26 protein-coding genes are annotated in these 18,712 nt (G+C 52.4%); 17 read left to right on the top strand and 9 right to left on the bottom strand.

Annotated features, from left to right (window positions below):
• Positions 1-213 precede the first annotated feature (213 nt).
• Genes rpmH through ABXT50_RS07010 form a run of 9 tightly spaced genes read left to right on the top strand, consistent with a single transcriptional unit; the run spans position 214 to position 5,046 of the window.
• The gene (gene rpmH / locus ABXT50_RS07050; protein ID WP_081478819.1) at positions 214-351 is read left to right on the top strand and encodes a 50S ribosomal protein L34; all 138 of its coding nucleotides are present in this window, start codon (positions 214-216) and stop codon (positions 349-351) included.
• Positions 352-406: 55 nt separating this feature from the next.
• A complete protein-coding gene (gene rnpA / locus ABXT50_RS07045) occupies positions 407-682 on the top strand; it encodes a ribonuclease P protein component (protein WP_415274834.1) in 276 nt (91 codons plus the stop codon).
• Between the two features lie 53 nt (positions 683-735).
• A complete protein-coding gene (gene yidD / locus ABXT50_RS07040; protein WP_415274147.1) occupies positions 736-987 on the top strand; it encodes a membrane protein insertion efficiency factor YidD in 252 nt (83 codons plus the stop codon).
• A 2-nt stretch (positions 988-989) separates the two neighbouring features.
• A complete protein-coding gene (gene yidC / locus ABXT50_RS07035; RefSeq protein WP_415274146.1) occupies positions 990-1,922 on the top strand; it encodes a membrane protein insertase YidC in 933 nt (310 codons plus the stop codon).
• Positions 1,923-2,390 carry a protein jag gene (locus ABXT50_RS07030; RefSeq protein WP_415274145.1) on the top strand — a complete coding sequence of 156 codons (468 nt, stop codon included), beginning with the start codon at positions 1,923-1,925 and terminating at the stop codon, positions 2,388-2,390.
• Positions 2,391-2,416: 26 nt separating this feature from the next.
• Entirely contained in the window at positions 2,417-3,061 is a 645-nt protein-coding gene (gene rsmG, locus ABXT50_RS07025; protein ID WP_415274144.1) for a 16S rRNA (guanine(527)-N(7))-methyltransferase RsmG, read from the top strand.
• A 5-nt stretch (positions 3,062-3,066) separates the two neighbouring features.
• Positions 3,067-3,243, top strand: coding sequence for a hypothetical protein (locus ABXT50_RS07020; protein WP_415274143.1), 177 nt, complete (start codon positions 3,067-3,069; stop codon positions 3,241-3,243).
• On the top strand, positions 3,236-4,123 hold the full coding sequence (locus ABXT50_RS07015; RefSeq protein WP_415274142.1) for a ParA family protein: 888 nt from the start codon (positions 3,236-3,238) through the stop codon (positions 4,121-4,123). The genes ABXT50_RS07020 and ABXT50_RS07015 overlap by 8 nt, the downstream gene beginning before the upstream one ends.
• Entirely contained in the window at positions 4,120-5,046 is a 927-nt protein-coding gene (locus ABXT50_RS07010) for a ParB/RepB/Spo0J family partition protein (RefSeq protein ID WP_415274141.1), read from the top strand. The genes ABXT50_RS07015 and ABXT50_RS07010 overlap by 4 nt, the downstream gene beginning before the upstream one ends.
• Here the strand turns inward: ABXT50_RS07010 and ABXT50_RS07005 are convergent.
• From ABXT50_RS07005 to ABXT50_RS06975, 7 genes are all read right to left on the bottom strand, one after another.
• Complete coding sequence (locus ABXT50_RS07005; RefSeq protein ID WP_415274140.1) at positions 5,043-5,987, bottom strand: D-alanine--D-alanine ligase family protein; 945 nt, start codon at positions 5,985-5,987, stop codon at positions 5,043-5,045. The genes ABXT50_RS07010 and ABXT50_RS07005 overlap by 4 nt on opposite strands.
• Positions 5,987-7,246: a PLP-dependent aminotransferase family protein gene (locus ABXT50_RS07000; protein WP_415274139.1), complete on the bottom strand. Its 1,260-nt coding sequence runs from the start codon at positions 7,244-7,246 to the stop codon at positions 5,987-5,989. Before ABXT50_RS07000 ends, ABXT50_RS07005 begins: the two co-directional genes overlap by 1 nt.
• Positions 7,247-7,315: 69 nt before the next feature.
• Complete coding sequence (gene trxA, locus ABXT50_RS06995) at positions 7,316-7,645, bottom strand: thioredoxin (RefSeq protein WP_415274138.1); 330 nt, start codon at positions 7,643-7,645, stop codon at positions 7,316-7,318.
• A 10-nt stretch (positions 7,646-7,655) separates the two neighbouring features.
• Positions 7,656-8,576 carry a thioredoxin-disulfide reductase gene (gene trxB, locus ABXT50_RS06990; protein WP_415274137.1) on the bottom strand — a complete coding sequence of 307 codons (921 nt, stop codon included), beginning with the start codon at positions 8,574-8,576 and terminating at the stop codon, positions 7,656-7,658.
• Positions 8,577-8,645: 69 nt separating this feature from the next.
• Positions 8,646-10,295: a murein biosynthesis integral membrane protein MurJ gene (gene murJ, locus ABXT50_RS06985; protein WP_415274136.1), complete on the bottom strand. Its 1,650-nt coding sequence runs from the start codon at positions 10,293-10,295 to the stop codon at positions 8,646-8,648.
• Complete coding sequence (locus ABXT50_RS06980) at positions 10,288-10,755, bottom strand: DUF6049 family protein (protein WP_415274135.1); 468 nt, start codon at positions 10,753-10,755, stop codon at positions 10,288-10,290. The genes murJ and ABXT50_RS06980 overlap by 8 nt, the downstream gene beginning before the upstream one ends.
• On the bottom strand, positions 10,752-11,198 hold the full coding sequence (locus ABXT50_RS06975) for an NUDIX hydrolase (RefSeq protein ID WP_415274134.1): 447 nt from the start codon (positions 11,196-11,198) through the stop codon (positions 10,752-10,754). The genes ABXT50_RS06980 and ABXT50_RS06975 overlap by 4 nt, the downstream gene beginning before the upstream one ends.
• 39 nt (positions 11,199-11,237) lie before the next feature.
• On the opposite strand from ABXT50_RS06975, the gene ABXT50_RS06970 reads away from it, so the two are divergent.
• The 8 genes from ABXT50_RS06970 (at position 11,238) to ABXT50_RS06935 (ending at position 16,780) form a co-directional block, all read left to right on the top strand.
• Positions 11,238-12,656 (top strand): CCA tRNA nucleotidyltransferase, encoded by a 1,419-nt coding sequence (locus ABXT50_RS06970; RefSeq protein ID WP_415274833.1) that lies wholly within the window; start codon positions 11,238-11,240, stop codon positions 12,654-12,656.
• A 102-nt stretch (positions 12,657-12,758) separates the two neighbouring features.
• Positions 12,759-13,169, top strand: coding sequence for a 30S ribosomal protein S6 (rpsF, locus tag ABXT50_RS06965; RefSeq protein WP_007540415.1), 411 nt, complete (start codon positions 12,759-12,761; stop codon positions 13,167-13,169).
• The gene (gene ssb / locus ABXT50_RS06960) at positions 13,169-13,660 is read left to right on the top strand and encodes a single-stranded DNA-binding protein (protein WP_415274133.1); all 492 of its coding nucleotides are present in this window, start codon (positions 13,169-13,171) and stop codon (positions 13,658-13,660) included. The genes rpsF and ssb overlap by 1 nt, the downstream gene beginning before the upstream one ends.
• 21 nt (positions 13,661-13,681) lie before the next feature.
• Positions 13,682-13,936, top strand: coding sequence for a 30S ribosomal protein S18 (gene rpsR / locus ABXT50_RS06955; protein ID WP_007540411.1), 255 nt, complete (start codon positions 13,682-13,684; stop codon positions 13,934-13,936).
• Positions 13,937-13,947: 11 nt separating this feature from the next.
• Positions 13,948-14,400: a 50S ribosomal protein L9 gene (rplI, locus tag ABXT50_RS06950; RefSeq protein WP_415274132.1), complete on the top strand. Its 453-nt coding sequence runs from the start codon at positions 13,948-13,950 to the stop codon at positions 14,398-14,400.
• Between the two features lie 306 nt (positions 14,401-14,706).
• Entirely contained in the window at positions 14,707-16,050 is a 1,344-nt protein-coding gene (dnaB, locus tag ABXT50_RS06945) for a replicative DNA helicase (protein WP_415274131.1), read from the top strand.
• Positions 16,051-16,054: 4 nt separating this feature from the next.
• Positions 16,055-16,558 (top strand): hypothetical protein, encoded by a 504-nt coding sequence (locus ABXT50_RS06940; RefSeq protein WP_415274130.1) that lies wholly within the window; start codon positions 16,055-16,057, stop codon positions 16,556-16,558.
• A 45-nt stretch (positions 16,559-16,603) separates the two neighbouring features.
• Positions 16,604-16,780, top strand: a complete 177-nt coding sequence (locus tag ABXT50_RS06935) for a hypothetical protein (RefSeq protein WP_415274129.1) — start codon at positions 16,604-16,606, stop codon at positions 16,778-16,780.
• Positions 16,781-16,793: 13 nt separating this feature from the next.
• Here the strand turns inward: ABXT50_RS06935 and purB are convergent, their stop codons facing one another.
• Both purB and ABXT50_RS06925 read right to left on the bottom strand, forming a co-directional pair.
• Positions 16,794-18,179, bottom strand: coding sequence for an adenylosuccinate lyase (gene purB / locus ABXT50_RS06930; protein WP_415274128.1), 1,386 nt, complete (start codon positions 18,177-18,179; stop codon positions 16,794-16,796).
• Positions 18,180-18,255: 76 nt separating this feature from the next.
• Entirely contained in the window at positions 18,256-18,681 is a 426-nt protein-coding gene (locus ABXT50_RS06925) for a phage holin family protein (RefSeq protein WP_415274127.1), read from the bottom strand.
• Positions 18,682-18,712: the final 31 nt, after the last annotated feature.

Raw genomic sequence — 18,712 nt, 5'->3', positions numbered from 1 at the left:
AGTACTTCAATTCCACGATTGGAACATTCAAGTGGATAGGGTGGTTTGATATCAAGTTAACTCGGCGTGTCGCAACTGATTTTTTTGTTTTTGTATGAGAAGCGCGCAATTTGGCACATTTAGTCCTCGGCAGCCTTGACTATCGGCTATATTCGTCGTAGATTATGGAAGTTGTTTTGGGATGGAATTCCCAACAGACCCAGGGAGTTTTAAGTGAGCAAGCGCACATTCCAACCGAACAATCGTCGCCGTGCAAAAAAGCATGGCTTCCGTCTACGTATGCGTACTCGCGCGGGACGTGCCATCATGGCCGCTCGCCGTCGCAAGGGTCGCACAGAGCTAAGCGCCTAGAGGGCAGTTGCTAGCGCGCGAGAATCGATTATCTTCTAGCGACCAAATCCGCCAGGTGATAAGGCTCGGGAAGCGCAGCAGCAATGAATTCGCAACAATCCATTTTTTGCCGGCCGAGACAAGCCGGTTCGCGATAGTGACTTCCCGCGCCGTCGGGAACGCCGTAGTTAGAAACAAAATACGTCGTAGGACCAAAGCCGTTCTGAGTGAACTAATCGCGGATAAAACCCAGATTCATGGAGTCGTGCGCTATCGAGCAGCAGCCACCAATCTCAGCTTCGATGAACTGAAGGCTTCGATACTCAGACTTATGGAGCGGACGGAAAAGTGAAATTTTTTCAGTTTCTCCTTCTGGCGCCCAGAAACACTTTGATCATTTTTGTGATGGTTTACAGAAAAATCATCTCTCCGCTTTACGGAGACGTCTGTCGCTATTACCCCTCGTGCTCGACCTACGGCCTTCACTCCTTGCAGCGCTTGGGTGTGTTGCGCGCAATCCCACTTATGGGCTGGCGAGTTCTGCGCTGTAATCCGTGGTCAGCTGGCGGGGTGGATGAGGTCTCAAGTGCACCTAACTGGATTTCCGTAAGCCAGCTAGGATTTACTACACCCGCTAGTTCAGAAATAAAGAGGTAACTGTGGATTTGCTATGGCCGATTAAGTGGCTCATTGAACTAATTCTCGTGAGTTTTCACACGTTGTTTAGTTCAATCGGTTTTTCGTTCGATTCTGGCGGTGCGTGGGTCCTCGCAATCGTTGGTCTAGTTTTGGTAGTGCGCGCAGCCTTGATACCCGTGTTTGTGCGTCAGATCAAGAGCCAGCGAAACATGATGATGGTTCAGCCGGAGCTCGCGAAGCTTCAAAAGAAATACAAGGGTAAGACCGATAGAGAATCACGAGAGCGATTTGCCAAAGAGCAGATGGCGCTTTACAAGGCCACCGGCTCTAACCCCCTAAGTTCTTGCCTGCCGCTACTGTTACAGATGCCTATTTTTATTAGCCTTTTTTACGTTCTAAACGGAGCGCAACGAAACGAAGCTGGGGTCGGCGTTTTGAACGCGGACTTGGCCCAGTCGTTTTCGCAAGCCAAGTTATTCGGCGCAACTCTTTCCGACACCTTCTTCGGGTCTGATGACCTAAACGTCAAAGTAATTGCGGCCATCATGATCGTGCTGATGTCCTCTTCTCAGTTCATCACCCAGAAGCAGATTATGGCTAAGAACCAGAACCCAGATACTCAAAATAGCCAGTTCATGCGCACCCAGAAGATAATGCTGTACACGCTTCCCGCCGTCTTTTTGTTCTCGGGCCTAACGTTCCCACTTGGCGTTATGACCTACTGGTTGGTCTCCAACTTCTGGACCATGGGTCAGCAATTCATTGTTATTCGCAACATGCCTACTCCCGGTTCGCCGGCGTATAAGGCCCGTCAGGAGCGCCTGGTGCGCAGGGGCAAGTTGCCCAAAATAGAGACCACCCCGGCTATCGAGGAGGAGACGCCCGAGCTAGAAGCTCGCCAGCGCAACCAGCCAGTTAGCAAAAACCGATCCAAGAAGAAGAAGAAGAAGTAAATGAGTGAAGAAAAAGAACTAGAACAGCAAGGCGAAATCGCAGCGGACTTCATTGAAGAGTTTTTAGATGTAGCTGACCTAGATGGCGACTTGGAGATTGAGTTCAAGAAGGAACGCGTATACATAAGCGTTCAGAGTGACGCCAAGTCGAACTTGGGCAAGATCTCCGATCCCGATACTGTCGAGGCTGTCCAGGAGCTGGCACGTTTGGCTGTTCAGGCCAAGACCGGCGAGATGAGCAGATTGATCCTCGACATTGGTGGGTCGCGGCAGGCTAAGACCGACAAGCTTAAGCAACTTGTGGAGCGAACCATTGAAAAGCTAGAGGACTCTGACAGCGAGCAGCACCTAAAGCCAATGACTTCTTACGATCGCAAGCAAGTACACGACATGGTGTCGGAGGCGGGATTCGTTTCGGAGTCCGAAGGCCAAGGTCGTGACCGTCACATAGTTGTTCGCAAGCCCTAAATGTTTCACGTGAAACTTGTGTCGTCTTGAACGAGCTAGGCCAGGTCGAACTCGAGCCGAGTTACGCCAGCGAGCTGTTCGGGCCAAACATTTCACAGGCTCGTGCATACACGGCATTATTGGCGAGGGATTCAGAGACTTTCGGTCTGCTGGGCCCGCGTGAGTTGCCTCAGTTATGGAGTCGACACGTAGTAAGCGGCGGACTTCTAGCGGAGCTAGTTACGGCCGGTCAAAAAGTGGTAGACGTCGGAAGTGGGGCAGGCCTGCCGGGGATTCCTATGGCAATCGCCGCGCCCAATACTAATTTCACCCTGGTGGAACCGATGGAGCGCAGGGCTAGCTGGTTATCCTCGGCGGTTTCTGAACTCGGACTACAGAATGTCTCGGTGCTGCGTGCAAGGGCTGAGGATGTCCATCGCACGGATTTTGATGTCGCCACCGCAAGGGCTGTGGCTGGTCTAGATAAGTTGATTCGACTGCTTAGCCCTCTTATTAGGGGCTCTTCGGGAAGAACAGTGCTAGCACTGAAGGGTTCGAGGGCCTCAGAGGAGATTATTGCTGCAACCGAGCGCCTTGAACTGCTTGGTTTCGATACTCCTGAGATACTTACACTGGGTTTGAATAAAGCACCGGAAACTGCCACTGTTGTCCGGATTAGGTTAAAGGCTTGAGGAAAATGACTGTACAACCAGCAGACGAGACGGCTATCACCAAGCCGAGCGTCGCACCTGGGTTGGGCTATCCAAATCAGCGGAACGATATGTCGCCTGAGCCCACTGGTTGGCAGCGATTCCCTAGCCATGACATCGAACATGTTTCACGTGAAACATCTCCCGGGAGCGATCATGAGTAGTCAGCAAGATGTTAGGGCACCAATCCTGAGGGAAATTACCCTTAATACTGAGCGGGCTAAAAGAGTTGAAGCCGCCAGGCTGGTTCCGCCTGCCAAGACTCGAATCATTACGATTTCGAATCAAAAAGGCGGTGTTGGTAAAACCACCACCGCAGTTAACATCGCCGCAGCCCTTGCAATCAAGGGTCTTAGGGTTTTGGTGATTGATCTTGATCCACAGGGCAATGCATCTACCGCACTTGGGGTAGAGCACCACAACGGTGTTCCCGGTAGTTACGAGGTCTTGGTCGATGGATCAAAAGTGGGGCCGTTAGTTCAACGGAGTCCAGAGCATGAAAACTTATTCTGCCTGCCAGCCAGCATTAATCTTGCGGGTGCTGAGATCGATATGGTTAGCGTGGACAGCCGTGAGAAAGTTTTGGCGTCCGCTTTGGCAACTTATGTCGACGAGACGGCACCGCGAATAGATTTTATTTTTATCGACTCGCCACCGAGCCTTGGTTTGCTAACAGTAAACGCTCTGGTCGCTGCGACCGAGGTTTTAGTTCCGATTCAGTGTGAGTACTACGCCCTCGAGGGGGTAACGCAACTTATTGCCAACATTGAGCGAGTCAAGAAAGCTCTAAACCCAAGTCTCGACATCAGTTCAATTCTTTTAACCATGTTTGATAACAGGACCAATCTCAGCACCGACGTGGCCAATGAGGTTCGTAAGTACTTCCCTGAGCAAACACTCGCTGCCACGATTCCGCGCTCTGTGCGGCTTTCTGAGGCTCCGAGCTACGGCCAGACTGCGATTACCTTTGATTCGAAGAATTCAGGCTCCCTGGCCTATCAGGAAGCCGCTATCGAGCTGGCTCAGCGAGGAGACCACCTATGACAACTAGTAAACGCCCAGAGCGCCGTGGTGGCCTCGGCAGAGGCATCGGTTCTTTGATTCCAGAGGGCGACCGAAATGCGGTGGATGTCTTCTTCGGTTCTGACAGCACGCAACCAATAGGTGTTGAAGTTGCGCCAGGGGCCAGACTAGCCCAGCTAGATCTAGACCAGATAACACCTAACCCTCAACAACCAAGAACAGTTTTCGAATCCGAGGCCTTTGCTGAGTTGGTTCATTCAATCCGTGAGTTCGGTGTCTTGCAACCAATCGTCGTGCGGCCGCTGGGCGCAGGATATGAACTCATTATGGGAGAGCGAAGGCTACGAGCATCCAAGGAGGCCGGGCTTTCATCTATCCCAGCTGTGGTTCGCGAAACGGCTGATGAGAACATGCTTCGCGACGCGCTTCTTGAGAACATTCACCGCGCAAACCTAAACCCTCTGGAAGAAGCCTCTGCCTACAAGCAGATGCTCGAGGATTTTGGAACCACTCAGGATCAGTTAGCTGACAAGCTTGGCCGTTCCAGGCCGCAAATCACGAATACGTTGCGATTACTGAAACTGCCCATGGATGTTCAGGACAAGGTGGCCGCCGGCGTCCTTAGTGCCGGACACGCCAGGGCTTTGCTGTCAACCAACGATGAGAACACGATGCGTGAGCTAGCCAGCCGAGTGATTCGCGAAGGTATTTCGGTTCGAGGACTTGAAGAGATAGTTTCCGGTGCAAGGTCCAAGCCGGGCAAGGCGACAATTAGGCCGGGCGGCAAGCAGGACATGCTCAAGGAACTTGCCGAGGAATTGGGTGACCACTTGAACACAGTGGTCAAGATAAGCATTGGCCGCAAAAAAGGTCAAATGGTTATTGAGTTTGGGAACCTAGTGGATTTGAGACGCATAATCCAGGACATCAAGGGTAAAAACTAGCTTTTTTGGGCCAGTTTCACAAGCGCTAGGTAGGTCTCGGGCAAGCTCGCTTCGGTCGCCAATACCGCCTGCGGGAAAAGCGAAGTCTCTGTCATTCCGGGTGTCACGTTCGCCTCCAGGAACCAGATTTCCCCGGACTCATCGACGATCAGGTCCACTCGGCTTAGTTGGGTGAGACCCAAGCTAGTGTGAGCCGCTATGGCAATGCGGGCAGCTTCGATCAGAATCTCATCATCCAGCCGAGCCGGAACGTAATAGTTCGTTTGACCGGGTGTGTAGCGCTCGTTGTAGCCAAACTCGCCGGAGTCGGGGACTATCTCAACCGCAGGAAGGGCTAATGGCCCATCCCCTAAGTCAATAACGCTAACTGCTAGCTCAGTGCCGACGACAAAACGCTCAATCATCACTTGATCGCAGTATGCAAATGCATCGACCATTGCCTTTGCAAAGCTTTTTGGCTCGGAAACTTTCGCGCAACCTTGCGCTGAGCCACCTTTAGCTGGCTTTACCAAAAGGGGGAAACCCAGTTCAGTCCCAACCATCGCCAGTACCGACTCTGCATTCAGTTCCCGAAAGCTCGATTTAGGAAGTGCGATGGATTCAGGTGTTCTAATGCTCTGCCTTGCGACTAGCACCTTTGCCACTGGCTTATCCCAGGCTAGACGAGCACCTGCGGAACCGGACCCGACAAATGCGATTCCGGCCAGCTGCAATAGGTTTTGCAAGGAACCATCCTCGCCAACGGCGCCGTGGAGGGTGGACCAAACCACATCCGGCCTAGTTGCCATTAGGTGACCTACCAGCTCGCCGTCTGGCTCGCGAATTTCGGTTGAAACCCCAGCGTCGGTGAGTGCGTCGGCAACTCTTCGCCCAGATTTCAGGGAAACGTCACGTTCGTGAGAGATTCCGCCGGCTAAAACCAGCACTCGAAGGTCGCTCACTAGTCCTTCTTCCCAAAGGTCTCCAGAAGGTCTATTTGTTGGTTCAGAACCCTGGAAAGTCTCTCAATTCCTATGCGAACGTTGTCCGCTGTCGGGTGGGAGAAACAAATTCTGATGTTGTCCGCTCCTCGGCCATCTCCAAAGAAGGCGGTTCCAGGCGTATACGCCACCAGCTCAGTGACGGCCAGTGGCAGCATTTCCTTACTGTTTAGCCCTTCGGGGAGCGTAAGCCAAAGGAAGAAGCCCCCATCCGGCCTGGTCGTGTGGACCTTTGGTAGAAATTGCTCGACAGCCTGCAGGGCGGCGTCTCGCTTGGTTTGATACAAGTCTCTAAAAGTCGCGATCTGTTTTTGCCAGTCGGCAATGCTTAGGTATTCACTAACGAGCATTTGGGCGAAGCTAGCGGGGGACAAAATTGCCGACTCGTTAGCGAGCACCAGTTTTTCCCTGATTGCCGGTGGGGCAAGCACGTAGCCGACTCGTAGGCCCGGGGACAATATCTTAGAAAAACTTCCCAGGTAAACCACGTTCTGCTCATCGAGTGATCTCATCGCGTTCGGCGGCTTGTCGCCGAAGTAAAGCTGTCCGTAAGGGTTGTCCTCGATGATCAGGATGCCACGTTGCTTGCAAATTTCTAGAACTTCGAGCCTGCGATCGGCAGTGAGGGTCACGCCACTGGGATTTGCGAAGTTCGGCACTAAATACAGCAGCTTTATGCGCTTGCCTTCGGCAATCAGTCGATCGGCCGTCTCTGCCAGCGCCTGAGGCGAAATACCGTGCTCATCCGTGTAAACGTGAGCAATGTGAGCCTCTTTGTGACGGAAAATTCCTACGGCACCTACGTAACTCGGGGCTTCAACCAAGACAACATCGCCCTTGTCCAAAAACAAGTCCGAAACTAGTTCTAAGCCGTGCTGAGATCCAGTGGTGATTGTGATGTCCTCAACCGAGCTGTGGATCCCCTCAAGGGCCATGATCTCTTGGATCTGCTCCCGCAGCCGCAAGTCTCCTTGACCGCCACCATACTGAAGGGCCAAGTCCTTGCGGCTAGACATGAGCGACGCAAAAGCTTTTTCAATTAGTTCAGTGTCAAGAGCGGCGACGTCCGGCATTCCGCCGGCCAGCGAGACGACTTCTGGCCTAGACACGACTGCGAATAACGCTCTAACCTCAGAAACCGACAAATTCTCGGCTCGAGCGGCGTATGCATGCTTCCAAGAATCAAAGTTGGTTACTCCGTCGGCACGCGTCTTAGTCATTTGAACTCCATGGGTAGGTTCTAAAAAAGTCTAGTTCCCTATTTGCCAAGTGACTAGCTAACTGGCTAACTAGCCAGCTGGAAGGAGGTCGCGGATTTCATCCATGATTGCAGCCTTTGGTCTTGCGCCAACCAATTGCTTTACCAACTTGCCACCCTGGAAAATGCCCAGGAGCGGAATTGAGGTGACGCTGTAGTCCATGGCGAGCTGCTGCTCAAGGTCAACGTTCACCTTTACGATTTTGATGCTGTCTGCATTCTCACTTGCTATTTCATCCAGAACTGGCGCAACCATGCGGCATGGGCCGCACCACTCAGCCCAGAAATCGACGATTACTAGCTTTTCTTCGTGCAGAACTTCTTGGTCAAAAGATGCTTTTGTTGCTTCAACTGGCTGCATTTCTCTCTCCTTATTTCGAACTTAGGTAGTGCTCGGCGTCGAGGGCTGCAACGCAGCCTGATCCAGCCGCAGTGATTGCTTGTCGGTAAATCGGATCAATCACGTCGCCAGCAGCAAATACTCCCGGCAGGCTTGTCTTTGATGTTCGGCCATCTACTTTTATGAAACGATCTTTAGAAATCTCCACTTGATTTTCAATCAAGCTAACCCTCGGGTCGCTTCCGATGGCAACGAACAAGCCTTCGATGGCCAGGTCCCGCTTTTCACCGGTTACAGTATCTTCCAACACGACGCCATCTAGCTTCGGCGAGCCCTTTAACTCGGTGATCGCCGAGTTCCAGATAAATTCAATTTTCTCGTTGTCAAAAGACCGCTTCTGCATGATTTCTGACGCCTTCAAGCTGTCCCTCCGGTGGATGACATAAACCTTGGATGCAAACTTTGTCAGGAAATTAGCCTCTTCCATGGCGGAGTCACCGCCGCCGACGACGGCAATCACTTTTTCACGGAAGAAGAACCCGTCGCAGGTTGCACACCAAGAAACCCCGTGTCCGCTTAGCTCTTGTTCTCGAGGAACACCAAGCTCTCGGTAGGCGGCTCCGGTCGACAAGATAACGGTTTTGGCTTCGTAGGTTTCACCGTTTCCGGTCTTTACTATCTTGATATCACCGGTGAGATCCACCTCTGTGACATCTTCAAACAAAATCTCGGTGCCGAACCGCTCCGCCTGCTCTTGGAAGCTAGCCATTAGATCCGGACCCATGAGGCCATTCGGGAAACCCGGATAGTTTTCCACGTCTGTGGTTTTCATCAGCTCGCCACCTGGCTCAACGCTCGAGGCGATCATCAGCGGATTCAGGGCGGCTCTAGCGGCATAGATGGCTGCTGTGTAACCGGCAGGACCGGAACCGATGATTATTACTTCTCTCATGATGCTCTTTTCTGGTTATTTCGTAAAACATAGACGCTCATCTATTTATTCCAACACTAGATTAGCGAACTACTTTGAATTTTTGCCAAATCTAATGGTCAATTGTTTCGAAACCTCTCTGAGTTCTGGAACTCTGAACAACCAAAGCAACCCTAAGTAGGTAAACAGCATGGCGAACCCAACCAATAATCCGCTTGCTACCGCCGTTACCGCCCGGTCTACCGGGTAGCTACCCTCGCCAATGCCGCCGAGCCAATTCAGAGCGAGAACTCCGATCATGGCGGCCGGAATCATGGCCAAGAAAAATGTAATCAGCGACTTGCCAACGCCAAAGCCCTCTAGGCCGCCGATTCGAGCCTTCAGCGCCAAGTACGCGATGCTTCCTTGAACTGTCACCGAGAAAGCAGTCAATAAAGCAATTGACACCACGAGCCACTGCTTGTCCATTGTTGCGCCGAGAATCAGTGAGCCGGTGATGTGGATCGCAATCTGGATGCTTGTAAAGAAAAACGGTGTTTTTGTGTCCTCAAGTGCAAAGAAAGCTCTTTGCATCATGTAGACGAAGCTAAACGGAACCAGGCCGATCATGAATGCTGCGACCACATTTCCAAGCGCAGCGGTCGCGGGGTACTCTCCCGCGAAAACTCGAGCAATCGGATAGCTCAGGACTATCAAGATCGCTGTAGAGATCATGCTCACGAGTGCGATCACTTTGAGCCCGGTGGTCATGTCAATCTTGAATTTAGCCATGTCTTTATTCGCAGCGTGCTGGCTCATTCTTGTGAAGTAGGCGGTGGCTACCGAAACTGTGACTACCGAGTGCGGAAGCATGAAAATTAGCCATGCAATCGCGGCCGCGGCCACCGATGCCACCACAATCCCGGTGTCTCTAGCACTTGCTGCAGTGGAGGCAACCGCAGTTTGAACCAAGCCACCGATTTGTGTAACAAAGACCATCGCGAGCGACCAGCTCGCGGTCTTTAGGGCTGGCCCCAAGCCGAAACCACGCCAGCGGAAATTTAGCTTCAACTTCAAGCCGATTCTCCGCCAGCTTGCCAACAGAATCATCGACTGCGCCGCCACACCCAAAGTCGCGCTCCCCGCCAAAAGGGCTATCTGGTCAGCGCCCCAGTCCGTGACGCCTCTTGCCCCGGTAGGGTCCGCACCAAAAATAGCTATGAATGCCGCTAGGCCTCCCAGTGAGACCAAGTTGTTTAGAACCGGTGCCCACATGTAAGGACCAAAGGCGCTTCTGGAGTTCAGGACCTCGCCAAAAACCGAATATATCCCGTAGAAAAACAACTGAGGCAGGCACCAGTAGGCAAAGGCGGTCGCCAGCGCCAGCTGCTGCTCGGTCCACCCGGCCGTGTAGAGCCGAACTAGGAACGGGGCCGCGATGGTAAGAATAAGCCCGACGACAAAAAACACGGTGATGGCCAGTGTGACAAAGCGGTCGATGTAGCCCTTGCCGCCGTCTTTGGCGGCGCGCGCTCGAACCAACTGCGGGACTAACACGGCATTCAAAACGCCACCAACGATTATTGCGTAGACGCTATTTGGCAGCTGATTGGCGACACCGAAAGCATCAGCAGCGTCGGTAGTGACACCGATTGTGGCCGCCAGTAAGACCGCGCGCGCAAAACCCAGTAGCCGGGACACAATTGTTCCGCTTGCCATGATCAGCGAACTGCGGGTCACTGAGGGGTTGATATCACTCACCGGGCTGCCTTCGAAGCTTCGAGGTGGTTCGGATCACACCAATAACAATCAGTGCAAACATCGCCACACCAAAGCTAACCAGCAAAAACAGCTCAATGTCGTAATTTACGATCACTTCTACAATCACTGTGTCGCCGATTTGGTTACCCTCAATGCTCAGCCACACCGAAATTTCGAGAGGCCCATTGGCGATTGCCTTGATTGGAAGTTCGGCAACGGCGCTTGACCTTGCCGGGACGATGAGCGTGGCGCTCTCAATTATTTCTAGGCGAAAGCTGTTGCTTGCCGCCATAACCGTGACTTCCATGTCTTGGTCGGTGGGGTTCGTGACTGTTACCGGTATGCGGGCATCCCTCGCCACAACGTTTATGTTGCTGCCTGGGACAATGCTCGGCTCAGCCGCGATGGCGGCGTTTGGAATGAGTAAAAGCGCTAGCACCAGAAGCCACGCCCGTCTCACTGAATCAGCCTCTGAGCCTTCTCCGCGATGCGCTTTTCCGTGGCGTGAGCCAAAACATCTCCAACCTCGCTGAGGTCGAACCACCGAACATCAACCACTTCACCGGTCGGGTCATTAGTGGCAGAAAGTTCGCCCCCTGTGTGTCTAAGCAAATAGTGATGAACTGTTTTTTTAATTCTTTTTTTACCGACCGTAAACCCGTACTGAATTTCGCCAATTTTAGAGACCACTTCGCAGGCTAAGCCGGTTTCTTCCTCAACCTCGCGTTTAGCGGTTTGCTCTAGGGCCTCGCCGGGTTCAACGTGACCCTTTGGGATTACCCAGTCCATGCCACCACCGCGGTTCCGGTGGCTAATCAGTGCAACTTCGTTTGGGTTTGTGGCGCTAATAACTAAACCTCCCGCAGAGACTTCCGTGACAGTTCTATTACTCGGGGCACTCATAACCCAACTCTACTTGTCGACTGTGGCAAGCTATTGCGCATGCAACAAGTGGCGGATGCTCTCAAGAACCTGACGGACAACACGGATAACCCGTTGTTCACTGTCCTGGGCGAGGCCTTTGCGGCAGCTGGCGAAGAGCTAGCTTTGGTCGGGGGGCCAGTCCGGGACGCCATTATGGGTAGGCGCTCAATTGACTTAGATTTCACTACTAGTGCTAACCCAGACAAGATTCTTAGCATCGTCGGACCTTTGGCGAGCGCAACCTGGGATATCGGCAGAGCCTTCGGCACAATTGCCGCTCAAATCGCTGACGAAAAAGTTGAGATTACAAGTTACCGTGCGGACAGCTACGAGGCCGGCTCGAGGAAACCAACCATTGAATTTGGTGACAATCTAGAGGACGACCTGAAGCGCAGAGACTTCACCGTGAACTCAATGGCGCTTCGGTTGCCATCCAGAATCTTTGTTGATCCACACCAGGGTCTTCGCGATTTGCTTCTGGAAACTCTCAGAACTCCCTCAGCCCCGGAGATTTCTTTCTCGGACGACCCGCTTCGCATGATGCGGGGGGCCAGGTTCGCATCGCAGCTTGGGTTTGAACTGGATCCGGAGGCTTTCACCGCAATGCGTGGCATGGCTGAGCGAATCGAAATCATCTCCAAGGAGCGAGTTCGCGATGAACTGAGCAAGCTTCTGCTGTCAGATAACCCGATTCCGGGTCTGGAGATCTTGGTCGACAGCGGTATTGCAGAACTTGTTTTGCCGGAGCTGCCGGCTCTAAGGCTAGAAATAGACGAGCACCACCATCACAAGGATGTTTATCAACATAGCCTCACCGTTGTTTCGCAGGCAATCGAGCTGGAAGCCGAGTACGGGCTAGAAAAAAACCTCGTGCTCCGGCTAGCAGCGCTGCTACACGATATTGGTAAGCCAGCGACCAGAAAAATGGAGGCCGGAGGCGCGGTCACTTTTCATCACCACGACGTGGTCGGGGCAAAGCTTGCAAAAAAGCGTCTGAGTGAACTGCGCTTCGATAACGACACCGTCAAGGCGGTTTACCGTTTGGTCGAGCTCCACCTAAGGTTCTTCGGGTATTCGGACCAGCAGTGGAGTGACAGCGCGGTCAGGCGTTACGTGAGAGACGCCGAGTCCCAGCTCGCCCAGCTACACGTCTTGACGCGCGCAGACGTCACAACTAGAAATAAGCGCAAGGCTGATCGGTTGGCCCACGCCTACGACGATTTGGAAAAACGAATAACGATTTTGAGCGAACAAGAGCAGCTCGATGCAATTCGCCCCGAATTAGACGGCGCGCAAATCATGGAACTTTTGAAGATAAAACCCGGTCGCGAGGTTGGAATTGCTTACGATTATTTGTTGGAGTTGCGCTTAGATCAGGGGGAGATTGGCCCAGACGAAGCAAAGAAACTCTTGCTCGAGTGGTGGTCGAACCGCTAAGGTTGGAAGGTTGCTTAGGCAATTCCAAAGTAAAAAAAATGCTAATACCCTCCTGTCACGGAAAGACCGTGGCCGTTTTAGACCGAAGGAGGTGGGTTATAAATGCATAACTACGAGCTAATGGTCATTATGGACCCCTCACTAGACGAGCGCATTGTCGCTCCAACACTCGACAAGTTCCTAACGGTAATCACCGCAGCTGGTGGCACCCTGGACAAGATCGACATTTGGGGCCGACGTCGCATGACATATCAGATCCAGAAGCACTCCGAAGGGCTCTACGCGGTGGTCAACATGAACACCACTTCTGCAGCCGTGCAAGAGCTTGACCGTCAGCTAAACCTGAACGAGTCAATCCTTCGCACCAAGGTGCTCCGTCTGGAAGAAGCAATTTTCAGCATCAACCCAATTGAATTCGTTCCCGAAGAGAAGCCTCCTCGCGCAGGCCGTGGCGGCCCTCGTGGTGGCGGCGCTCGCGGCGGCAAGCGTCCAACAGGCGCTAAGGCCGACTAATGGCAGGCGAAGTAGTCATAACGATCGTTGGCAACCTAGCTGATGATCCGGAACTTCGCTACACGCAGGCCGGAATCGCCGTGGCCTCAGTCCGCGTCGGCTCAACTCCGAGAACCTTTAACCGTGCGACAAATGAGTTTGTTGACGGCGAAACCGTTTGGATTCGCTGCACCGCTTGGCGCGAGGTTGGCGAGAATGTTGCTCAGACCCTCACCAAAGGTGCACGAGTTGTGGTTACCGGTCGAATGAAGCCGGCTTCTGCTTACCAAACGGCTCAGGGCGAAGCCAGGGCTTCACTTGAGTTAGAGATAGACGAAATTGGACCATCACTTCGCTATGCAACAGCAACTGTTACAAAGCGCGCCCGTGAAGGCTCTGCTCAGGTTGAATCCCCATGGGGTGGAGCTCAGGCAGAAAAGAAGCAGGCTAATTCTGGAGCGGATGCATGGGCTAACCCAGCAGAAGCCCCATCCGACGAAGCACCTTTTTAGAAAAGACCTAGGAGAAAAACAATGGCAGGAAAGTCAGCTGACCGCCGCAAGCAGATGAACAGTAAGTTCGACAAGCTTGCTCCGGCAAAAACAATCAAGATCGAATTCATCGATTACAAGGACGTCGCAACATTGCGCAAGTTCGTAACCGAACGAGGCAAGATTCGTGCTCGTCGCATCACTGGTGCGACTCCGCAGGACCAGCGCAAAATTGCTAAGGCCATCAAGAACGCTCGCGAGATGGCGATAATGCCATACTCCGGTGCTGGACGCTAGAGGAGATTCACATGTCGAAATTAATTTTGACCAACGAGGTCCAAGGTCTCGGCTCTGCCGGTGACATTGTTGAGGTTAAGAACGGTTACGCACGTAACTTCTTGATACCAACAGGACTGGCAGTTGTCTGGAGCCGCGGTGGCGAGAAGCAGGTCACCCAGATCCGCGACGCCCGCGACGCCCGCGCCATCGCATCTGAAGAAGAGGCATTGGAGATCAAGAGCAAGCTCGAGGGTGCTCTAATCACGATCAATTCAAAGGCCGGCACCAACGGCCGTTTGTTCGGTGCAATCAAGACTTCCGACTTGGCTGAAGCCATTCAGGCTCTTGGTTTCGGTGAGGTTGACAAGCGCAAGATCCAGTTTGCATCTTCAATCCGTACCGTTGGTAACTACGAGGCAAGCGTTCGTTTGAACTCTGACCTTGTAGCACGGGTAAAGCTTCAGGTTGTCGCTGCCAACTAGCACAATTTTGTGAAGAACAACCCACACTTTTTTGTGTGGGTTGTTCTCTTTTAAGTGGGGTGTTCTCCACAACCTTAAGCCTGAGCTTGAGGCTTTTCAGAGTTTTATTTATCCACAGGCGAAACCCAGTAAAACACTGGGCAAAAGCCAGATGTCAATTTATTTATCCACAGGTTATCCACAGGCCGAGACTAAAATCATCGGCGTGTTTCCACAGGGTTATCCACAGTTATCCACAGACTCATTTGTATGCAATGTGTCACTGCCCCAAGCTATACATGTCTTATCTAATTCTGGAGGAATACTATGTCGATGTTGTCAACCGTTACAGCATCTGACCCACGAGTAGCACCGCACAACCTGGAAGCAGAACAATCCACTCTCGGTGGCATGCTGCTGAGCCAAGAAGCTGTCGCGGAAGTTGTTGAAGAAATAGCCGGTGTTGATTTTTACGCAGGCAAACACGAACTTATTTACAACGCAATCTTGAACTTGTTCGGACGCGGTGAGCCAACCGATGTAATCGCGGTTACCGATGAACTTAATAAGCAGGGAAACTTACTGAGAGCCGGAGGCTCCGACTATCTGCACTCCCTAGCCAGCTACGTGCCAACTGCTGCGAATGCCGGCTACTACGCGAAAATCGTTGGGGACAAGGCTATTTTGCGCAGACTCATCGATGCCGGAACCAGAATCGCTCAATCAGGGTATGACAGCCAAGGCGAGGTAGAGGATCTTGTGAACCAGGCCCAGGCAGAGGTCTATAAAGTTTCCAGCCAGTCTTCTAAAGAAGATTACGTGGGCTTGAGCGACTCCCTAGAGGCTGCAATCCACGATATCGAGTTGGCGCAGAACCGTGGCGGGGAGATGACCGGAACCCCAACCGGCTTTACGGATCTCGACGCCTACACCCACGGACTACACGCAGGACAGCTAATAATCGTCGCCGCACGGCCGGCGGTTGGTAAGTCGACCTTCGCGCTGGACATCGCGAGGAACGCGTCAGTTAGGCACAATCAAGCAACTATCTTTTTCTCTCTGGAAATGGGTCGTTCCGAGATCGCAATGCGTATGTTGAGCGCAGAAAGTTCGATTTATCTCCAAAGCATGCGAAAGGGAACAATCTCTGAGGGCGACTGGACCAGGCTCGCAGCCGTTCGCGGTCGAATCAATGACGCTCCGCTATATATCGACGACAGTCCAAACATGTCCCTGGTCGAAATTAGAGCCAAGTGCAGGCGTTTGGCTCAGCAGGTTGACCTGAAACTCGTGGTTATTGACTATATCCAGCTGATGTCCAGCGGCAAGAAGGTTGAATCTCGTCAGCAAGAAGTTTCCGAGTTTTCAAGGGCGCTGAAGCTCTTGGCCAAGGAGCTCGGCCTTCCAGTTGTTGCGCTTTCGCAGCTGAACCGTCAGGCAGAGCAATCAAAGGATAAGCGCCCTGAACTTTCTCACCTTAGAGAATCGGGATCGCTGGAGCAGGATGCTGATGTCGTTGTGCTGCTGCATCGAGAGGGAATTTACGAGCGCGACCACCCCAGAGCCGGCGAAGCGGACCTGATCCTTGCCAAGCAGCGAAACGGACCGACCGGAACTGTCACGGTTGCTTTCCACGGGCAGTACTCACGCTTTGTAAATATGCCAAGCTAAGCCAGTGCAAATTCTCTTTGGCCTAAGGGCCACCATCTCTTTTGGTCTAGGTGTCTTTATAACCTTTAGCCAAGCCCACACTTTCGTTGTCGGCACGGCCGTTATGACCGGTTTTGGACTGGCAGTTGGTCTTATTTCGCTGGCATGCATTTTCATTACCAAAAATCAGAACCAACTCATTCCATTGACGCTGATTGCAACGCTCATTGGCTTATTGAGTGCAGGAACTTTTTTGAATCCAGACATCCAACCACTGGTGTTTTTACCACTGGTTGCACTGTTCGGCCTGTCTTTCGCAGCGTTTGAGGGTTATCTGGCCAAACGGGAGGGATTTCGGATCGGAATCGGCCGAGATTTCGCGGTGAGTGCGGGTTTCAACCTGGTGCTTGGGTTGCTGTTCCTTATCGCTCCACTGGATGAGGTCAGTGCCGTTGGTTTCTTGGGCGCGTATCTGGCGATTAGCGGGGTTTTCTGGGGTATCGCCGCCGCAACACCACAACCGAAGTAGGCTTGGGGCGTGAAGAGATTCGGAAACCTTAAAGGTTATATGGTTATGTCAACCATTGCCGCCCTGTTTGTTGGGGTCATCGTTCTTTTCGGAACCAGATTTGTTGAACAGGCGATTATTTGGGGTCTAGTGACCTTTATAGTCTCGCTTGTAATTATTGCCACGCTTGATCTCAGTTTCAAGCCCGATGACCCGGACCCAAACAAGCCGCGTCTTCGATAACTGCCTCGGGAGCTTAGCTCTCTAGGTGCTTTGTGAGAGCCTCGGCGAGGCCTACGTAAGTTTGCGGCTTGAGCTTTAGCAGTCGGGCTTTTGTTGTTTCGGACACCTCTAGGTCATTAACAAAGGCCAAAAGCTCATCTTCGCCAACACTCTTGCCCCGCGTCAGCTCTTTCAGAAGAGCGTAAGGGTCGACAATCTGCGACTCGCCGCGAGCCACATCAGCTCTTATCGCCGTTTGAATGGCCTCGCCCAGGACTTCCCAGTTTTCAAGAAGGTCAGCCATGAGCACACCTTCGCTAATGGCTATTTCGTCTAGACCGCGGTTCACATTGTCGATTGCTAGCACTGAATGGCCAAAACCAACGCCAATGTTTCGCTGAGCACTGGAATCAGTTAGGTCACGCTGCATTCTTGAGGTGACAAGGGTTTGAGCCAGAGAATCAAGCACTGCGCAGGAAAGCTCGAGGTTCGCCTCGGCATTTTCGAAGCGAATCGGGTTTATTTTGTGGGGCATTGTTGATGACCCAGTGGCCCCGGCAACCGGTATCTGCTTGAAGTATCCAATCGATATGTAGGTCCAAACATCGGTGGCAAGGTTGTGGAGAATTCTGTTGAAGTGGCTGATGGTTGCGTAAAGCTCAGCCTGCCAATCGTGGGATTCGATTTGGGTTGTGAGTGGATTCCAGTCAAAACCTAGGTGTTCAACAAATTCTTTTGATTCTTTGGCCCAGTTAACATTCGGCGCTGCGGCTAAATGGGCAGCGAAAGTTCCGGTTGCTCCGGAAAACTTACCCAGAATCTGCTGACCAGCGGCTTTTGTGGTCTGTCGTTTGAGTCTGTGGGCGAATACCGCCAGCTCCTTGCCCATCGTGGTTGGGGTTGCGGGTTGTCCGTGAGTCCTTGAAAGCATCGGAATGGCTGCCATTTCCTTGGCCATCCTCGAGATCTTTACGATCGTGTCCTTGGCTCGCGGCAACCATACGCGCTCGAGGGCATCGTGGACGGTTATTGCGTAGCTGAGGTTGTTTATATCCTCTGAGGTGCAGGCGAAGTGAACCAGTTCTGCTAGATCGTCACGCTTCATAGCCGTTAGAGCGTTCCTCACGAAATACTCCACTGCCTTGACGTCATGGCGAGTAGTTGCCTCGATTTCGGCGAGTTCCGTGACGGAGGCGTCTGAAAAATTTGTCACTAAATCACGCAGTTTGGTTTTTTCTTCGAGGGAGAGCGTTTTACCTGTTCCGAGAAGATCCCTCTCAACCAGCCAAATCAGCCACTCAACTTCGACTAATACCCTGGCTCTGTTGAGACCGGCCTCACTGAGGTGCTCGCCGAGCTCCCTAACCTGAGATAGGTAGCGGCCATCCAAAGGGCTTAGGGGTTGCGAAGAAAGAGTCACGGCTCTATTTTGCCGTAATTGGGGACTGAGCACACTTCAAGTATCCAAGTGTTGGTTATTTTAAGAGCCCAATTGGCTAGCGGATTTTCAATACCTTCAGTACTGCCCTGGTGAAGAAGCTCGCAATACTCATGACTATCGCAGCCAAAATTGCCCAACCCAGGGACTCAATTTCTAGACCTTCAGAGGTGAATCCATCGATGCTGAAGACATCCACCCCAATTACGGTGCTTAGCCAAGCCACGAGTAACAGCAGAGCGCCATTGATAACAAAAGCGATAAGGCCAAAGGTGATGATGTAAAGCGGGAAGGCAATAATTTTTATTACCGGAGAAATAATTGCGTTAACCAGCCCAAAGACCGCGCCAACCATTAGGAACGAACCTGCTATGTTCCAGAAACCACTGCCGCCGTAGGGGGTTAGTTGAACTTGTGGGACCACCGAGGTGGCAACCCATAGACCGACGGCATTAACAATTGTGCTAACCAGAAATCGCAACATCGGGCAATTCTTTCAGTAAAAGAGCTAAATT

The sequence above is a fragment of the Aquiluna sp. Uisw_065 genome (assembly GCF_047731275.1).
Lineage (GTDB): Bacteria > Actinomycetota > Actinomycetes > Actinomycetales > Microbacteriaceae > Aquiluna.
This window is presented reverse-complemented; position numbering and strand designations above follow the sequence as displayed.

What these genes read in the sequence shown, in the direction of transcription:
- ABXT50_RS07000 (WP_415274139.1), bottom strand. Translation starts at nt 7,246, where the DNA reads ATGACTAAGACGCGTGCCGACGGAGTAACCAACTTTGATTCTTGGAAG.
- ABXT50_RS06975 (WP_415274134.1), bottom strand. Translation starts at nt 11,198, where the DNA reads ATGAGTGCCCCGAGTAATAGAACTGTCACGGAAGTCTCTGCGGGAGGT.
- dnaB (WP_415274131.1), top strand. Translation starts at nt 14,707, where the DNA reads ATGTCGATGTTGTCAACCGTTACAGCATCTGACCCACGAGTAGCACCG.
- trxB (WP_415274137.1), bottom strand. Translation starts at nt 8,576, where the DNA reads ATGAGAGAAGTAATAATCATCGGTTCCGGTCCTGCCGGTTACACAGCA.
- trxA (WP_415274138.1), bottom strand. Translation starts at nt 7,645, where the DNA reads ATGCAGCCAGTTGAAGCAACAAAAGCATCTTTTGACCAAGAAGTTCTG.
- ABXT50_RS07015 (WP_415274142.1), top strand. Translation starts at nt 3,236, where the DNA reads ATGAGTAGTCAGCAAGATGTTAGGGCACCAATCCTGAGGGAAATTACC.
- ABXT50_RS07020 (WP_415274143.1), top strand. Translation starts at nt 3,067, where the DNA reads ATGACTGTACAACCAGCAGACGAGACGGCTATCACCAAGCCGAGCGTC.
- rpsF (WP_007540415.1), top strand. Translation starts at nt 12,759, where the DNA reads ATGCATAACTACGAGCTAATGGTCATTATGGACCCCTCACTAGACGAG.
- yidD (WP_415274147.1), top strand. Translation starts at nt 736, where the DNA reads ATGGTTTACAGAAAAATCATCTCTCCGCTTTACGGAGACGTCTGTCGC.
- ssb (WP_415274133.1), top strand. Translation starts at nt 13,169, where the DNA reads ATGGCAGGCGAAGTAGTCATAACGATCGTTGGCAACCTAGCTGATGAT.
- ABXT50_RS07030 (WP_415274145.1), top strand. Translation starts at nt 1,923, where the DNA reads ATGAGTGAAGAAAAAGAACTAGAACAGCAAGGCGAAATCGCAGCGGAC.
- ABXT50_RS06970 (WP_415274833.1), top strand. Translation starts at nt 11,238, where the DNA reads ATGCAACAAGTGGCGGATGCTCTCAAGAACCTGACGGACAACACGGAT.
- ABXT50_RS06935 (WP_415274129.1), top strand. Translation starts at nt 16,604, where the DNA reads ATGTCAACCATTGCCGCCCTGTTTGTTGGGGTCATCGTTCTTTTCGGA.
- ABXT50_RS07010 (WP_415274141.1), top strand. Translation starts at nt 4,120, where the DNA reads ATGACAACTAGTAAACGCCCAGAGCGCCGTGGTGGCCTCGGCAGAGGC.
- rplI (WP_415274132.1), top strand. Translation starts at nt 13,948, where the DNA reads ATGTCGAAATTAATTTTGACCAACGAGGTCCAAGGTCTCGGCTCTGCC.
- ABXT50_RS06925 (WP_415274127.1), bottom strand. Translation starts at nt 18,681, where the DNA reads ATGTTGCGATTTCTGGTTAGCACAATTGTTAATGCCGTCGGTCTATGG.
- rpsR (WP_007540411.1), top strand. Translation starts at nt 13,682, where the DNA reads ATGGCAGGAAAGTCAGCTGACCGCCGCAAGCAGATGAACAGTAAGTTC.